Annotated in this window: 10 protein-coding genes; 6 read left to right on the plus strand and 4 right to left on the minus strand. The window is 74.0% G+C overall.

The features are described from left to right. Window positions 1-32: 32 nt before the first annotated feature. The 6 genes from ACSJJR_RS07410 (at window position 33) to ACSJJR_RS07435 (ending at window position 10,483) form a co-directional block, all read left to right on the plus strand. Complete coding sequence (locus ACSJJR_RS07410; protein WP_435942935.1) at window positions 33-1,337, plus strand: alpha/beta hydrolase; 1,305 nt, start codon at window positions 33-35, stop codon at window positions 1,335-1,337. 55 nt (window positions 1,338-1,392) lie between these two features. Then, window positions 1,393-5,094, plus strand: coding sequence for a chromosome segregation protein SMC (gene smc, locus ACSJJR_RS07415; RefSeq protein WP_435942936.1), 3,702 nt, complete (start codon window positions 1,393-1,395; stop codon window positions 5,092-5,094). Window positions 5,095-5,127: 33 nt separating this feature from the next. Beyond that, window positions 5,128-6,240 carry a signal recognition particle-docking protein FtsY gene (gene ftsY, locus ACSJJR_RS07420; RefSeq protein ID WP_435942937.1) on the plus strand — a complete coding sequence of 371 codons (1,113 nt, stop codon included), beginning with the start codon at window positions 5,128-5,130 and terminating at the stop codon, window positions 6,238-6,240. 13 nt (window positions 6,241-6,253) lie between these two features. After that, entirely contained in the window at window positions 6,254-7,051 is a 798-nt protein-coding gene (locus tag ACSJJR_RS07425; protein WP_435942938.1) for a DUF4037 domain-containing protein, read from the plus strand. A gap of 152 nt (window positions 7,052-7,203) precedes the next feature. Continuing rightward, window positions 7,204-8,856, plus strand: coding sequence for a signal recognition particle protein (gene ffh, locus ACSJJR_RS07430; protein ID WP_435942939.1), 1,653 nt, complete (start codon window positions 7,204-7,206; stop codon window positions 8,854-8,856). A gap of 112 nt (window positions 8,857-8,968) precedes the next feature. After that, the gene (locus tag ACSJJR_RS07435) at window positions 8,969-10,483 is read left to right on the plus strand and encodes an alanine/glycine:cation symporter family protein (RefSeq protein WP_435942940.1); all 1,515 of its coding nucleotides are present in this window, start codon (window positions 8,969-8,971) and stop codon (window positions 10,481-10,483) included. 6 nt (window positions 10,484-10,489) lie between these two features. Here ACSJJR_RS07435 and ACSJJR_RS07440 read toward each other — a convergent pair whose 3' ends face one another. Genes ACSJJR_RS07440 through ACSJJR_RS07455 form a run of 4 tightly spaced genes read right to left on the minus strand, consistent with a single transcriptional unit; the run spans window position 10,490 to window position 14,105 of the window. Continuing rightward, on the minus strand, window positions 10,490-11,131 hold the full coding sequence (locus ACSJJR_RS07440; protein WP_435942941.1) for a response regulator transcription factor: 642 nt from the start codon (window positions 11,129-11,131) through the stop codon (window positions 10,490-10,492). Continuing rightward, a complete protein-coding gene (locus ACSJJR_RS07445) occupies window positions 11,128-12,300 on the minus strand; it encodes a sensor histidine kinase (RefSeq protein ID WP_435942942.1) in 1,173 nt (390 codons plus the stop codon). The genes ACSJJR_RS07440 and ACSJJR_RS07445 overlap by 4 nt, the downstream gene beginning before the upstream one ends. After that, complete coding sequence (locus tag ACSJJR_RS07450) at window positions 12,297-13,100, minus strand: hypothetical protein (protein ID WP_435942943.1); 804 nt, start codon at window positions 13,098-13,100, stop codon at window positions 12,297-12,299. Before ACSJJR_RS07450 ends, ACSJJR_RS07445 begins: the two co-directional genes overlap by 4 nt. 36 nt (window positions 13,101-13,136) lie before the next feature. Next, window positions 13,137-14,105, minus strand: coding sequence for an ABC transporter ATP-binding protein (locus ACSJJR_RS07455; RefSeq protein WP_435942944.1), 969 nt, complete (start codon window positions 14,103-14,105; stop codon window positions 13,137-13,139). Window positions 14,106-14,422 lie beyond the last annotated feature (317 nt).

Here is a 14,422-nt window from a genome sequence, read left to right on the forward strand (position 1 = left end):
GGCCGGGCCAGGCCGGGGCTAGGCTGCGCCGCGTGAGTGAGCGCAGCGGCACCCGGCGCATCGGGCCTCGACGCCCTCGCGCACAGCTCATGGCCCTTGCCCTGGCCTCCTTCCTCGCGCTCGCGGCCTGCGCCGAGCTGCTCGAGCTGCCCGGCCTGTCCTACTCGCTCATGCTGGGCACCTGGGGCCTGGACATCCTCCTGGCTCTGCTGCTCCTGACGCTCCTTGCCACCGCCTGCGCCCTGCGCCCCCACCGGGCCGGGCGCTCACCCGCCGGCCCCGGCACCCGGCTGCGTGCGGCCACCGCGGCGCTGCTCGCCCTGGCCACCGCCGTCACCGGGGGCGTCGCAGCCGCCCAGCTCTCCTACGTCACCGCCCAGGGCACCGACATCGACCTGCTCGCCCTGACGGGCCTCGGCCAGGCCGGCTCCGCACCCGACCGCGAGCCGGTCGTCCTCGACGACGCCGAGACCGGCCAGCTCCTGCGGGCCGGCGTGTGGTACCCGCGTGGCGCCGACGGCACGCCCCAGACCCCCGACCAGGTGCGCTCGGCCCACCCCGAGGGCGTGCCCGTCGTCGTCCTCGTCCACGGCGGCGGCTGGTCCAACGGCGATCGGCTCAACCCCATGACACGGGGACAGGCCGACTGGCTCGCCCGGCAGGGCTACCTGGCCGTCGCCGTGGACTACCCCCTGTCCACCACCGGCCTGCCCACCTGGCAGCTCGCCGAGTCGCGCACCGCCTGCGGCCTGGCCTGGGTCGGGGCGCACGCCAGCCAGTACGGGGGCGACGCCCAGCGCCTCGCCCTCGTCGGTGACTCCGCCGGAGGCCACCTCGCCCTCGCGCTGACCTACCGTCAGGCCCTCGGGACCCTGCCCGAGCACCCCGCCGCCTGCGGGGGTCAGGTCCCCGGCATCGACGCGGTCCTCACCGAGTACCCCATCGCCGACCCCGTCGGCTTCCACGACAACACCGACCTCGTCATGGGGCCCTTCGTGTCCGAACGGGCCCAGCGCTACACCGGCGGCACCCCCGACGAGGTCCCCGGGCGCTATGAGGCCATCGACCCCGTGGCGCTGCTCAGGCAGGTGGCCGACGCCGGGCTCGCTCAGTCCCTGCCACCCACCCTGGTGGTCGCCGGGGAGCGGGACCACGTCGTCCCCGTGGCCGGGACGCTCGCGCTGGACGCCGAGCTCAACGGCGCCGGCGCCGCGCACGAGACCCACGTCGTGCCCTACACCGACCACGTCTTCGACCTCAACCCGGGCTCAGCCGTCTCCCAGATGTGGCGTCACCGGTCCCTGGTGGTCCTCCGGGAGGCCGGGCTGGGGCTGTGACCCTGGGGCGGGAGCCCCGGAGCGCCCGCTGCCGCCCGACGGCTATCGTGGCCCCGTGCACCTCAAGACGTTGACGATGAAGGGGTTCAAGTCCTTCGCCTCGTCCACGACCCTGCGCCTGGAGCCCGGCATCACCGCCGTCGTCGGACCCAACGGCTCGGGCAAGTCCAACGTCGTCGACGCCCTCACCTGGGTCATGGGTGAGCAGGGCGCCAAGAGCCTGCGCGGCGCCACGATGTCGGACGTCATCTTCGCCGGCGCCGGATCACGCCCCGCCCTGGGCCGCGCGGAGGTCTGCCTCACCATCGACAACACCGACGGCGCCCTTCCCATCGACTACAGCGAGGTCACGCTCACCCGCACCCTCTTTCGTGGCGGAGGCTCCGAGTACCAGATCAACGGCAGCCCCTGCCGCCTGCTCGACGTCCAGGAGCTTCTCAGCGACACCGGCCTGGGCCGCCAGATGCATGTCATCGTCGGCCAGGGCCAGCTCGACGCCGTCCTGACGGCGAGCCCCGAGGAGCGCCGGGGCTTCATCGAGGAGGCCGCCGGCGTCCTCAAGCACCGGCGGCGCAAGGAACGCGCCCTGCGCAAGCTCGACTCCATGGCCACCGACCTCACCCGCCTGACCGACCTCACCACCGAGCTGCGCCGCCAGCTCGGCCCCCTGGCCCGCCAGGCCGCCGTCGCCCGCCGGGCGCACACCATCCAGGCCGAGGTCCGCGACGCCACCGCCCGTCTCCTGGCCGACGACGTCGTCCAGACCCAGTCCCTCCTCGAGGCCGGGCACGAGGACCAGGCCCTCCTCAAGCGCCGCCGTGCCCAGGCCGAGGACTTAGAGCGCGAGGCCCGCGCCCGCCTGGCCGCTCTGGCCGCGGCCGAGGCCACCAGTGGCCAGCGCCTGGCCCGGGCCACCGGCGTGTGGGAGGAGCTGAGCGCAGCCGCCCAGTCCTTCTCGGCGCTCGCCGACGTCGCCGCCGAGCGCGTGCGCGGCCTGGTCGGCATACCCCGCCCCGCCCGCGGCACCGACCCCGACGAGCTGGAGCGCCGCGCCGAGGCGGCGGCCGCCGAGGAGGACGCGCTGTCAGACGCCATCGAGCAGGCCCGCACCGCCCTGGCTGAGGCCACGCGTGCGCGTACCGACGCCGAGGCCGCCGAGAGCGCCCGTGAGCGCACGCTCACCGACATCACCCACCGCCAGGCCGAGCGCCGCGAGCGGCTCGCCCGCGCCGGGGGGCGCGTGGCCTCCGCGCGCTCGCGCCACGAGGCGGCACTGGCCGCTCTGGAGCAGGCGCGCAGCTTCCTGGTTGCCGCACAGGAGCGCGCCGACGCGGCCCGCCTCGCGCTCGTCGCGCACACGGGCGAGCCCGTCCAGACCGTGGGTGGGCAGGCCGTCGAGCCCACCGGCGCCCCGGCCCCCGCCGCCGGGACGCCTGAGCAGGAGCCGACGGCGCAGGAGAGCGCGGCCCGGGCCCACGAGGACGCCACCAGGGACCTCGCGCGCGAGCGCGAGGCCGTCTCCGCCGCCACCGACGCCCGCCGTGAGGCCGCCGCCGAGGTCGCCTCCTGGACCTCGCGCCGTGACGCCCTGGCCCTGTCCCTGCGCGGCCAGGACGGCACGGTCGGGCTGTGTGCCAGCGGTCTCGAGGGCGTCCTCGGCCCGCTCGCTGAGGAGCTCAGCGTCGAGCGGGGGTGGGAGAACGCCATCGCCGCCCTCATGGGAGACATCGCCGGGGCCGCGCTCGTCACCGACGAGGCCGCGGCCCTGCGCGCCCTCGGGCACGCGCACCGTGAGGACGTCGGCTCCCTCAGGCTGGCGGTCCAGGAGGTCACCGACCGGCCCTGCGACCCAGCCGGCTCCACCGACGGGCAGGCTGGTGGAGCCGGGGCGGCCAGCGGCCCGCAGGACGTCGCCGGGGCGCGCCGTGCCCTCGACCTCGTTCGGGCCCGTGCCCTCGACCTCGACGCCCTGCTCACCACCCTCCTGGCCGACGCCTGGGCGGTGGCTGACCTGGAGGCCGCCACCGCTCTGCGCGAGCGCCGTCCCACCGCCGTCGTCGCCACACGTGACGGCGAGCTCCTCGCGCCCGGGCGCGCCTCCTGCACCGGACGGGGCAGTGCCAGCGTGCTCGAGCTCGTCGCCGCCCACGAGGAGGCGGACCGTCGGGCCCAGGACGCAGCGCGTGCCGAGGCCGCCGCGGGCCAGGCCCTGGCGCGGGCCCGGGCGGGAGAGGAGCTGGCCCGCCACCGTGTGAGCCAGGCCCTGGCCGCCCTGCGCAGCGCCGACGCCGCCGCCGCGCGCGTCGCCGAGGAGACCGCCCGCCTGACCTCGGCCGTGCGTGCCGCCGACGACGAGGCCGGCCGTGCCCAGCGCGTGTGCGAGCGTGCCGAGGCCGAGGCCGCCCAACGCACCGCCGAGCTCGCCGCAGCCAGCACGGCTATGGCTCTCACCGAGGCGGAGCCCGTGGGGCCCGAGCCCTCCGGCGCCGGGGACCTGGAGACCCTCCTTGAGACCGCCCGCCGAGAGCGCGAGACCGCCCTGGCCGCCGCCCGCACCGCCCGTGCCGCCGAGACCGAGGCCCGCCTGGCCCTGCGCACCGCCGAGGAGCGCGAGCGCGCCGGACGCGGCCGCGCGGACTCCCTTCGCGCCGCAGCCCGGCGTGAGCGGGAGGCGCGTGCCGCCGCCGAGCGGGCCGAGGCCCGCCGCAGCGCCCAGCTCGAGGTCGCCAGCCACGTGCGCGACCACGCCCGCCTGGCCGCCGACGTCTGCCGGCAGTGGGTCGCCGAGGCCCAGGCCGTGCGCACAGCCCTCGAGCAGGAGCGCGCCGCCTGCCTGGGCGCGACCACGCAGGCCCGTGAGGAGATCGACCGCGTCACCGCCGAGATCTCCCGGCTGACCGACGCCGCCCACCGTGACGAGGTGTCCCGGGCCGAGCAGCGCATGCGCCTTAAGGCGCTCGCGGACCGGGCCATGAGCGAGCTCGGGCTCGAGCTCGAGGCCCTCGTCGAGGAGTTCGGACCCCACATGCCCGTGCCCGACCCGCCTGAGGAGGACCCCGAGGACGGTGGGGAGCCCCAGGCCCGTCCGGGACGGCCCTACGTGCGCGCCGAGCAGGACCAGCGTCTGGCCCGCGCCACCCGCGACCTGGCCCGCCTGGGGCGCGTCAACCCCCTCGCCCTGGAGGAGCACGCCGCCCTGGAGCAGCGCCACCAGTTCCTCGCCGAGCAGCTGGCGGACCTCAGGCGCTCGCGGGCGGACCTGCTGCGCATCGTCGAGGAGATCGACGCCCGTGTCCTGGAGGTCTTCACCAGCGCCTGGCAGGACACGGCCCGTGAGTTCTCCCTCGTCTTCGACCGGCTCTTCCCCGGCGGGCAGGGCAGGCTCGTGCTCACCGACCCCGAGGACATGCTCACCACCGGTGTCGAGATCGAGGCGCGCCCTGCGGGCAAGAAGGTCAAGCGCCTGTCCCTGCTGTCGGGCGGGGAGCGCTCGCTGGCGGCGGTCGCCCTGCTCATCGCGATCTTCCGGGCGCGTCCCTCGCCCTTCTACGTCATGGACGAGGTTGAGGCGGCCCTGGACGACACCAACCTCGGGCGTCTGCTGGACATCCTCTCCGAGCTGCGCGAGTCGAGCCAGATCATCCTCATCACCCACCAGAAGCGCACGATGGAGGTGGCTGACGCCCTGTACGGCATCACCATGCGTGACGGCGTCACCCAGGCCGTGAGCCAGCGCCTGGCTCGCACCCAGCCGTGACACGCCGGCGGCAGCGTCGGGCATGATGAGGGCATGGATCCGCTCCTTTACGTCCTCATCGCCGTCCTCGTGGTGCTCGCTACGGGCATCACTGTCCTGCTCGTGCGCCGCCACCGCGCCCAGCTGCCTCCCGCGCCCGAGCGCGAGCAGATCACGGGCCCCGAGGAGGCCGCCGAGCCCGTCCTCCACGAGATCCCCGAGTCCATCCCCGGGCGCATGCAGCGCCTGCGGGCCCGCCTGGCCGGCTCGGGCGGCTTCGGCCGGGCCGTGCTGTCGGTGCTCTCGCGCGGGGACCTCACCGAGGCGGACTGGGAGGAGATCGAGGACACCCTGCTCACCTCCGACCTCGGCATCGAGGTCACCACCACCCTCATGGAGGAGCTGCGCACCCAGGCGAAGGTCCTGGGCACCAGTGACCCGGAGGCGGTCCGGTCCGTCCTGCGCGCCGAGCTCCTGCGCCTGGTGGACCCCACGATGGACCGCTCCCTCAACCTCACCAAGCCCGCTGCCGCCGAGGGCTTCAACGGTGACGGCGCCCCCGCGGCCGCCGTGCTCATGGTCGGGGTCAACGGCACCGGCAAGACCACCACCTGCGGCAAGCTCGCCCGCGTGCTCCTCGCCCAGGAGCACAGCGTCGTCATGGGCGCGGCGGACACCTTCCGCGCCGCTGCCGCCGAGCAGCTGGCCACCTGGGGCGAGCGCGTCGGCGTCGCCGTCGTGCGCTCCGACAGGCAGGGCGCGGACCCCGCCTCGGTCGCCTTCGACGCCGCCCAGGAGGCCGCCGCCCAGGGGGTCGATGTCGTTCTCGTGGACACTGCCGGGCGCCTGCAGAACAAGGCCGGCCTCATGGACGAGCTCGGCAAGATCAAGCGCGTCATGGGCAAGATCGCCCCGGTGGGCGAGATCCTGCTCGTCCTGGACGCCACCACCGGGCAGAACGGCCTGCGCCAGGCCCAGGTCTTTTCCGAGGCCGTCGGTGTCACGGGCATCGTGCTGACCAAGATGGATGGCACCGCCAAGGGCGGCATCGTCGTGACGGTCCAGCGCGAGCTGGGTGTGCCGGTCAAGCTCGTGGGCCTGGGGGAGGGGGCGGACGACCTCGCCCCCTTCGACCCCGAGGCCTTCGTCGATGCCCTGTTGGCCTGAGGACGTGGTCGCAGTGGAGATCACCGCCTCCGACCGTGCCCTGGCTGAGGCCCTCATGACCCTGCCGGGCACCCGGGCCGTGGCCATCGGCGGCTCGCGGGCCTCCGGCCTGGCCGATGCCGCCTCGGACACCGACGCCTACGCCCTGGTGTCCGGCCCCGTGCCCGCTGCCGGGCTGCGCGCCCAGGCCCTGCGGGCGCTGGCCGACGACGCCACCGTGAGCGCCCATGAGGCCTTCGGGCCGGAGGACCACCTCGTCGTCGGCGGTCGGCTTGTCGAGGTCGTCTACCTCCAGACGGACGTGCTCAGCGAGCAGGTGGCTGCCGCCACCGGCGAGGGCCTCATGAGCGAGGGCTTCACGACCTGCTTCCTCCACACGCTCGCCACCTGCGTGCCCGTGGCCGACGACGGGGCCCTGGCGGGCCTGCGCGCACAGCTCGCCACCTACCCCGAGCCCACCCGACGGCGCGTCCTCGCCCAGACACCCGAGATCCTGGGGGAGTGCCTCAAGCAGCTGGTGACGGCGCTCGAGCGCGGGGACGTGCTCATGGTCACGCACCGGAGGGCCTCGGTGCAGGCGCTGTGGTTCAACATGCTCTTCGCCCTCAACCGCGTCTACCACCCCGGTGAGAAGCGCCTGCTGGAGCACGCGTCCCGGCTGGGCACCGTGCCGGCGGGCTCAGGTGAGGCCTGGCGCCGGGCCGCGCTGCTCGGTGCCGACGACGAGCGCCTGGCCGCGGTGCTCACCGGGCTCACACGGGACCTGCTCGCGCTGGTCGAGCGCGAGCAGGAGCCCGAGCCCGGCGCCTGAGCCCGGGGTCTGGCAGGAGGCCGGGGTCGCGGGCCGCCACCGGGCCGCTATCCTGAGTGGCGGCCACACCCGGGCGTCACCGGACCGAGAGGTCCGGCGCCGTCGGGCTCGATCACCACCCGGCGCCCCGGGCGCCGAGGGAAGGACCTCGCGTGTTCGGCAACCTCTCCGACCGTCTCACCGCCTCGTTCCAGTCGCTGCGCGGCAAGGGACGTCTGACCGACGCAGACATCGACGCCACCGTCTCCGAGATCCGCCGGGCGCTGCTCGAGGCCGACGTCGCGTTGCCGGTGGTGCGCTCCTTCACCTCCGCCGTGCGGGACAAGGCCAAGGAGGCGGTGCGCTCACAGGTCCTCAACCCCACCCAGCAGGTCGTCAAGATCGTCAACGACGAGCTCGTCGAGATCCTCGGTGGCGCCACCCGCGACATCCGCTGGGCGGACCGCGGTCCCACCGTCATCATGCTCGCGGGCCTGCAAGGCGCCGGCAAGACCACCCTGGCCGGCAAGCTCGGCAAGTGGCTCACGGGTGAGGGCCGGCGCGTGCTGCTCGTCGCCAGTGACCTCCAGCGCCCCAACGCCGTCACCCAGCTGAGCGTCGTCGCCGAGCGCGCCGGGGTGGACGTGTGGGCCCCCGAGCCCGGCAACGGCGTGGGCGACCCGGTCCAGGTCGCCCGCACCGGTGTGGAGCAGGCCCGTGCCCACGGCTACGACGTCGTCGTCGTCGACACTGCCGGGCGCCTGGGCATCGACGCCGAGATGATGGACCAGGCGGTGCGCATCCGCGACGCCGTCCAGCCTCACGAGATCCTCTTCGTCCTGGACGCCATGGTCGGCCAGGACGCCGTCAACACCTCCGTCGCCTTCCGCGACGGCGTCGGCTTCACCGGCGTGGTGCTGTCCAAGCTCGACGGCGACGCCCGTGGCGGTGCGGCGCTGAGCGTGCGCGGTGTCACCGGCGCCCCGGTGCTGTTCTCCTCCACCGGTGAGGGGCTGGAGGACTTCGAGCGCTTCCACGCCGACCGCATGGCCAGCCGCATCCTCGACATGGGTGACCTGCTCACCCTCATCGAGCAGGCCCAGCGCGTCTTCGACGAGAAGGAGGCAGAGGCCGCCGCCGCCAAGATGGCCTCGGGCACCTTCACCCTCGAGGACTTCCTGTCCCAGCTGCGCCAGGTGCGCCGGATGGGCTCGATGAAGAAGCTCCTGGGCATGATGCCGGGCATGGGGCAGATGCGTGAGGCCCTGGAGAACTTCGACGAGCGCGAGGTGGACCGCGTCGAGGCGATCGTGTGCTCGATGACCCCCGCTGAGCGCCGGGACCTGTCGATCCTCAACGGCTCGCGCCGCGCCCGCATCGCCAAGGGGTCGGGCACCTCCGTCCAGGCGGTCAACGAGCTCGTCACCCGCTTCGAGGCTGCTAAGAAGATGATGGAGGCCATGGCCCAAGGCGGTCTCGGGGACAACGGCATGGTGCCGGGCATGGGCTCCCTGCCGGGCATGGGCAAGCGCGCCAAGGCCCGCCAGGCGCCCAAGGCCAAGCAGGGCAAGGGCGGCAGGAAGGGCCGGTCCGGAAACCCGGCCAAGGCCGCCCGCCAGGCCCGCGAGGCGGCTCGCGGCCGTCAGGAGGCCCAGGCCCCAGCGGCACCGGTGGCGGGCTCCGCCTTCGGGCTGGGTGCCGCGGGCCAGACGGCCCCCGGTGGACACTCCACCGTGCCCGGCCAGCAGGGCGTTGCGGACCGTGACGACGTCGCCAGCGCCATGAGCGCCCTTCCGGAGGACCTTCGCCGCACCCTGGGGCTGTGAGAGCAGGCCCTGGGGCGTGGACGTGAGCCTGCCCGGCCCGGGGTGAGGTAGCCTCGCCGTCGTCCCCGCACCGGCCTGCGCGCCGGATCCCCGCAACGGACGGACTCCCGTGATGACAGCGCTCCCCGCCTCCCTCACCACGACGCTGACCTCGGCCCTGTCCTCCTTCGAGGGCATCGTGTCGGGACGCGTCCTCATCTGGGTGCTGCTTGGCACCGGCCTCTACCTCACCCTCGGCACGCGCGGGGTGCAGCTGCGGCTCTTCGCCCGCACCGTGCGCCTGGTGGCGCACTCGCGCCACCAACGCGGCTCCCTGTCCTCCTTCCAGGCCTTCGTCATCGGCCTGGGTGGGCGCGTGGGCACCGGCAACATCGCTGGCGTGGCCCTGGCCATCACCCTGGGTGGCCCCGGCGCGCTGCTGTGGATGTGGGTCGTCGCCCTGCTGGGCATGGCGACCTCCTTCGCCGAGTCCACGCTCGCCCAGGTCTTCAAGGTCCGCAACGCCGACGGCATCTTCCGCGGCGGCCCCGCCTACTACATGCAGCGGGGCCTGGGCCTGGCCGGCTTCGGCGCCACCGGCAGGGCCATGGGCCTGGTCTTCGCTGCCATGCTCGTCTTCTCCTACGGGCTCATCTTCCCCATGGTGCAGTCCAACACCATCGCCTCCACCCTCCAGGAGGCGCACGGCCTGCCGGCCGGGGCCACCGCCATCGCGCTCATGGTCCTGACCGCCCCCATCCTCCTGGCGGGCATGCGCGCCGTCGCCCGGGTCACCGAGTGGCTCGTTCCCCTCATGACGCTGCTGTACCTCGCGGTCGTCGCCGTCGTCATCCTCGTCAGTCTCGACCGGGTTCCCGCCGCCCTGTCCGACGTCGTCGCCGGGGCCTTCCACCTGCGCGCCGGCCTGGCGGGCACCGGCGGCGGCCTGTTCGCCACCTTCCTCAACGGCACCAAGCGCGGCCTGTTCTCCAACGAGGCGGGGCAGGGCTCCTCACCCAACGGCGCCGCGACGGCCGACGTCGCCCACCCGGTCGTCCAGGGGCTCATCCAGGGCTTCGGCGTCTTCGTGGACACGATCGTCATCTGCACGGCCACGGGCCTGACGGTCCTGCTCGCCTCCCCGGCCGTCTACACCCCCGGCGTCGAGCCCCAGTGGGCTGAGACCACCCTCGTCCAGCACGCCCTGGCCGACATCCTGCCGGGCGGCTGGGTCGTGTGGTTCATGAGCGTCGTCGTCCTCACCTTCGCCTACTCCTCGGTGCTCGGCTACTCGACCTTCGCCGAGGTCAATGTCTCCTACCTGGGTGGGGGACGGCGCTCGGGGGTCGTGCTGCGCCTGGCGATGACGGCGGCCACGGGGCTGGGCGCCGTCGTCGCCCTTGACCTGGCCTGGGTCATGGCGGACATCGCCCTGGCCCTCATGACGATCCTCAACCTCGTGGCCGTCCTGTGGCTGAGCCGCTGGGTCTTCGGCGTCCTACGCGACTACGACCGCCAGCGTGCCGAGGGCGTGGCCGAGCCGGCCCTCATCGCCCCCGGCAACCCGCTGCTGCCTGCCGAGCTGCCCGGGGACGTGTGGACTCCGGACCGGGCGGGCGAGCGCGTCGCGAGCCTGGACGAGGGCTGAGCGGGGCTACAGCCAGCCGTTGGCCTCCGCGGTGCGAGCCGCCTCGGTGCGGTTGCGCGCTCGCGTCTTGGCGATGGCGTCGGAGAGGTAGTTGCGCACGGTCCCCTCACCCAGGTGCAGCACGCCCGCGATCTCGTGGACGTCGGCGCCGTCGGCCGCCGCCCGCAGGACGTCGCGCTCACGCGCCGTCAGGGGGTTCGGGCCGAGGAAGACCGACTCCTGGGCGAGGGTCGGGTCAACGACGCGCCCGCCCGCGTGCACCGTGCGGATCGCGACCGCCAGCTCCCCGGGCGGCGTGTCCTTGACGATGAAGCCCGCCGCGCCAGCCTCCAGGGCGCGCGAGAGGTAGCCCGGCCTGCCGAAGGTCGTCACCACGAGGCTGCGGCAGGCCAGTCCCGAGGCGCTCAGCTGCGCGACGGCGGCCAGACCGTCCACCTGCGGCATGTCGATGTCCAGCAGCGCGACATCGACCTCGTGCTCCCGGACCGCCTCGACCACTCCGGCTCCCGTGCCCAGCTGGGCGACGACCTCGATGTCCTCCTCCAGGCCCAGCAGCGTGGCCAGGGCGCCGCGCACGAGGGCCTGGTCGTCGACCAGCAGCACGCGGATCGGACGGCTGGACGCGGGGCGGGTGGCATCGGTGCTCATGGGAGCCGGACCTCCAGGACGGTGCCGACGGCGCGTGCGGCGCCCCCGGGTGCGGGACTGGTGAGGGTGAGGCTGCCGCCCTCGGCCTCGATGCGCGAGCGCAGCCCCATGAGCCCGTTACCGACGCGGTGCTCGCCGGCGTCCTCCCCGGCCGGGCCCAGGCCGACGCCGTCGTCACTCACCCGCAGGAGACCGGTGGCGATCTCGACCTCCACATGTGAGGCCCCGGCGTGGCGCACGACATTCGTCGTCGCCTCCCGCAGCGCCCAGGACAGGAGCGGGCGCTGGCGCTCGGGGACCTCCTGGGCCGAGCCGTGCAGCGACAGCGAGACCGCGGCGGCGCTCAGGGCGGTGCGGGTCGCCTCCACCTGGCCGGCGAGGTCCGGGGCCCGCAGGCGGGTGACCGTCGAGCGCACGTCCGCCAGCGAGGCACGTGCCAGGACGATGATCTCGTCGAGCTCGCGGGCCGCGCGCTGCGGCTGCGTGTCGAGAAGACGGCGGGCCACCTCGGCCTTGAGGGTGAGGACCGTGAGCGAGTGGCCCAGCAGGTCGTGGATGTCACGGCTGATCTCGTCGCGGGTGCGGGCCGTGGCCCGCTCCTGCGCCGTCGCCGCACGCTCGCGGGCAGCGGCAGCAGTGCGCGCGTCGCTCTCCGCGGCCAGACGGCCCAGGGCGATACCACCGCAGGACAGGCACGTGCCCATCCCCGCACCCAGGAACGGCTGCCCAGGGTGCCCGAGGTAGATGGTCACGAGTGCGGCTGCGGTCACGAGCCCCGCTGCGACGAGCCCGGTGCGCAGGCGCGTGAGGAACAGGATGTAGGCGGCGAAGTAGGGGGTGTAGCACACCCACCACCAGCCGACGGCCGGCAGGGAGACGAGGGCGCACACGGTCATGGCGAGCAGCGGCGGGGCCACCATGCGCAGCTCCTGGGCCACCGAGGCGCCCGAGGGGACCGCGAGCCACGAGCGCTCGTAGGCGAAGGCATGGGTGTAGACCGCCGAGAAGACGAGGATGGCGCTCACGCCGAGGACCCGCACCTCCACCGTACGGGGCTCGACGAAGACCGCGACGACGAGGAAGCCGAGCAGGACGAGCCAGCCGACGGCCTGCCAGTTGAGGTAGGACGGCTGGTGTTCGGCCTGCTCGGCCCGTTCAGGGTGGCTCACCGGCGCACCGTCGCGCGGTGGCGCAGCGCCACCATCGGCAGGGCGAGCAGGACGGTCCATGCCACCAGGTTAGCCACCGCCATCCACAGCTCGTCCTGGACGAGCTCGGGCACGTCGATGACGTAGGTCTTGCCCTCCAGCAGCGGCCACCGCACGAGCGCGACGGGCCCGTACATCGGGGTGAAGCGCCCGATGTTCATCATCGTCTCGTTGAGCGGCATGAAGGCGTTGCCGAGGAAGCCGAAGAAGGAGACCATCGTGGGGGCGACGCCGTAGGCCACCTGCGGAGGCAGGAGGAGCCCGGCGACCATGCCCCACAGGATCATAGGGACGACGGTCACCAGGGCCAGCACGAAGCTGAGCACCCAGGTGCGTGCGTCCAGCTCCGCCGTCGTCAGGGCGCCGGCGATGAAGATGACGACGACCGGGATGGTGGCCTGCACGAAGGCGGTGGACGTCTTGACCGCCCAGAAGGTGCGCATACCGCCTGCGGTGACGGCCAGCTGCCTGCCCCACCCGGCCTGCAGCTCGACGGCGGTGCCGGTCGCCGTGGAGGTGGCCGCCAGGCAGGCGCTGAAGCAGGCGATGGCGAGCATGGTCGAGGCCGAGAGGTTGCCGTGCTCACTGATCGCCATCGACCCCTTGCCCTCGATGTTGCCGAACATGAGGTAGAGGCCCAGGGGGAAGGCGATGACGAAGAACAGGTTCGCCGGGTGACGCACGGCGCGCAGCTGCTCCAGCAGCGCGAAGGTCAGGACGGGGTGCGCCGGGCGCACGGACGGGACGGTGGCGGAGGTCATGGTGCTCTCTCCTTGCGTGGTCGGTGGTGGGTGGCCTCAGGCGGCGTGCTGGCCCGCGTGCTGGGCGGGGGAGGCGTCGTCGGTGAGGGAGGTGAAGACCTCGTTGAGGCTGACGGTGCTGATCCCCAGGTGCACGGCCGGTGTGGCCGTCAGCAGCCAGCGGGCGACGTCGTCGGGGGCGCTCGTGCGGATCTCGACGTGTCCTCCGCGCAGCGCCGTGCCCAGGACAGCGCCTGTGAGGCCGGAGTCCTCCAGGCTCCGGGCCAGGAGGGCCTCGTCCAGGCCCTCCCAGGTGGCGGACACGACGGTGCCCTCGCCCAGCGCCCGGATCTCGTCCACCGTGCCGTCGGCCACGAGGCGGCCCCGGGCGATGATGACGATGCGGTCGGCGAAGGAGGCGGCCTCCTCCAGGTAGTGGGTGGCGAAGAGGATCGTGCGCCCGCCGTGCGCCTGCTCGCGCATCGTGTCCCAGAAGGCGGTGCGGGCGGTGACGTCCATGCCGGCGGTCGGCTCATCCAGGACGAGGAGCTCGGGGGCGGCGACGAGCGCCAGGGCCAGGCGCAGCCGCTGGAGCTCACCGCCCGAGCAGCGCCCCACCTGGCGGTGCAGCACCGGGGTCAGGCCGGTCGAGGCGGCGAGCGCGCCGAGGTCGCGGGTGGCGCTGGCACCCTGGAGGGAGGCGATGGCGCGCAGGGTCTCGGCGACCGTGTAGTCGGTGATGAGCCCGCCGGTCTGGAGGACGACGCCGAGGCGGGCGCTGGCGGCCGCCTGCCGGGGCTGGGTGCCGAGCACCCGCACCTGCCCCGCGGTCGGGTTCGTCAGTCCCAGCAGCGTGTCGAGGATGGTGGTCTTGCCGGCCCCGTTGGGGCCGAGGAAGGCGACGATCTCGCCCCGGTCGATGGTCAGGCTCACGCCGTCGACGGCGCGCACGGTGCGGGCGCCGGTGCCGAAGACCTTGGTCAGGTCCGTTATCTCGACGGTGGGGCTGGAGTCATGCGTGTTCATGCCACCAGGCTCGCGGGGCCGCAGCGCGGGCGGTACTGAGGTGCGTCACCGGATGCGTGTGACGCATGTCAGACGTATCCGGCCCGGCGGCGGGGAGGGCTGTAGGCGGCGGGCCGTTGGGGGTGCCGCTGGCGCCTGCGGGCGACTGTGGGCGATCTCGCAGTGGCGGGGGCGCACGGGGGCCGGTGCCGACTCGCCCGCCCTCGTGCCCGTCTGGCACAATGCCGGTTTGTACTCGGACGTGTGACGGTCCCTCTCCCCGACCTCGTCCCAGTCTCGGCTCTCACCGCGCTCCGTTGCTTGACCCCACCGGAGGT

This window comes from Actinomyces sp. W5033 (assembly GCF_051303165.1).

Coding starts and splice junctions, on each gene's coding strand:
- ACSJJR_RS07435 (WP_435942940.1), top strand. CDS start 8,969: ATGACAGCGCTCCCCGCCTCCCTCACCACGACGCTGACCTCGGCCCTG.
- ACSJJR_RS07450 (WP_435942943.1), bottom strand. CDS start 13,100: ATGACCTCCGCCACCGTCCCGTCCGTGCGCCCGGCGCACCCCGTCCTG.
- ACSJJR_RS07440 (WP_435942941.1), bottom strand. CDS start 11,131: ATGAGCACCGATGCCACCCGCCCCGCGTCCAGCCGTCCGATCCGCGTG.
- ftsY (WP_435942937.1), top strand. CDS start 5,128: ATGGATCCGCTCCTTTACGTCCTCATCGCCGTCCTCGTGGTGCTCGCT.
- ACSJJR_RS07455 (WP_435942944.1), bottom strand. CDS start 14,105: ATGAACACGCATGACTCCAGCCCCACCGTCGAGATAACGGACCTGACC.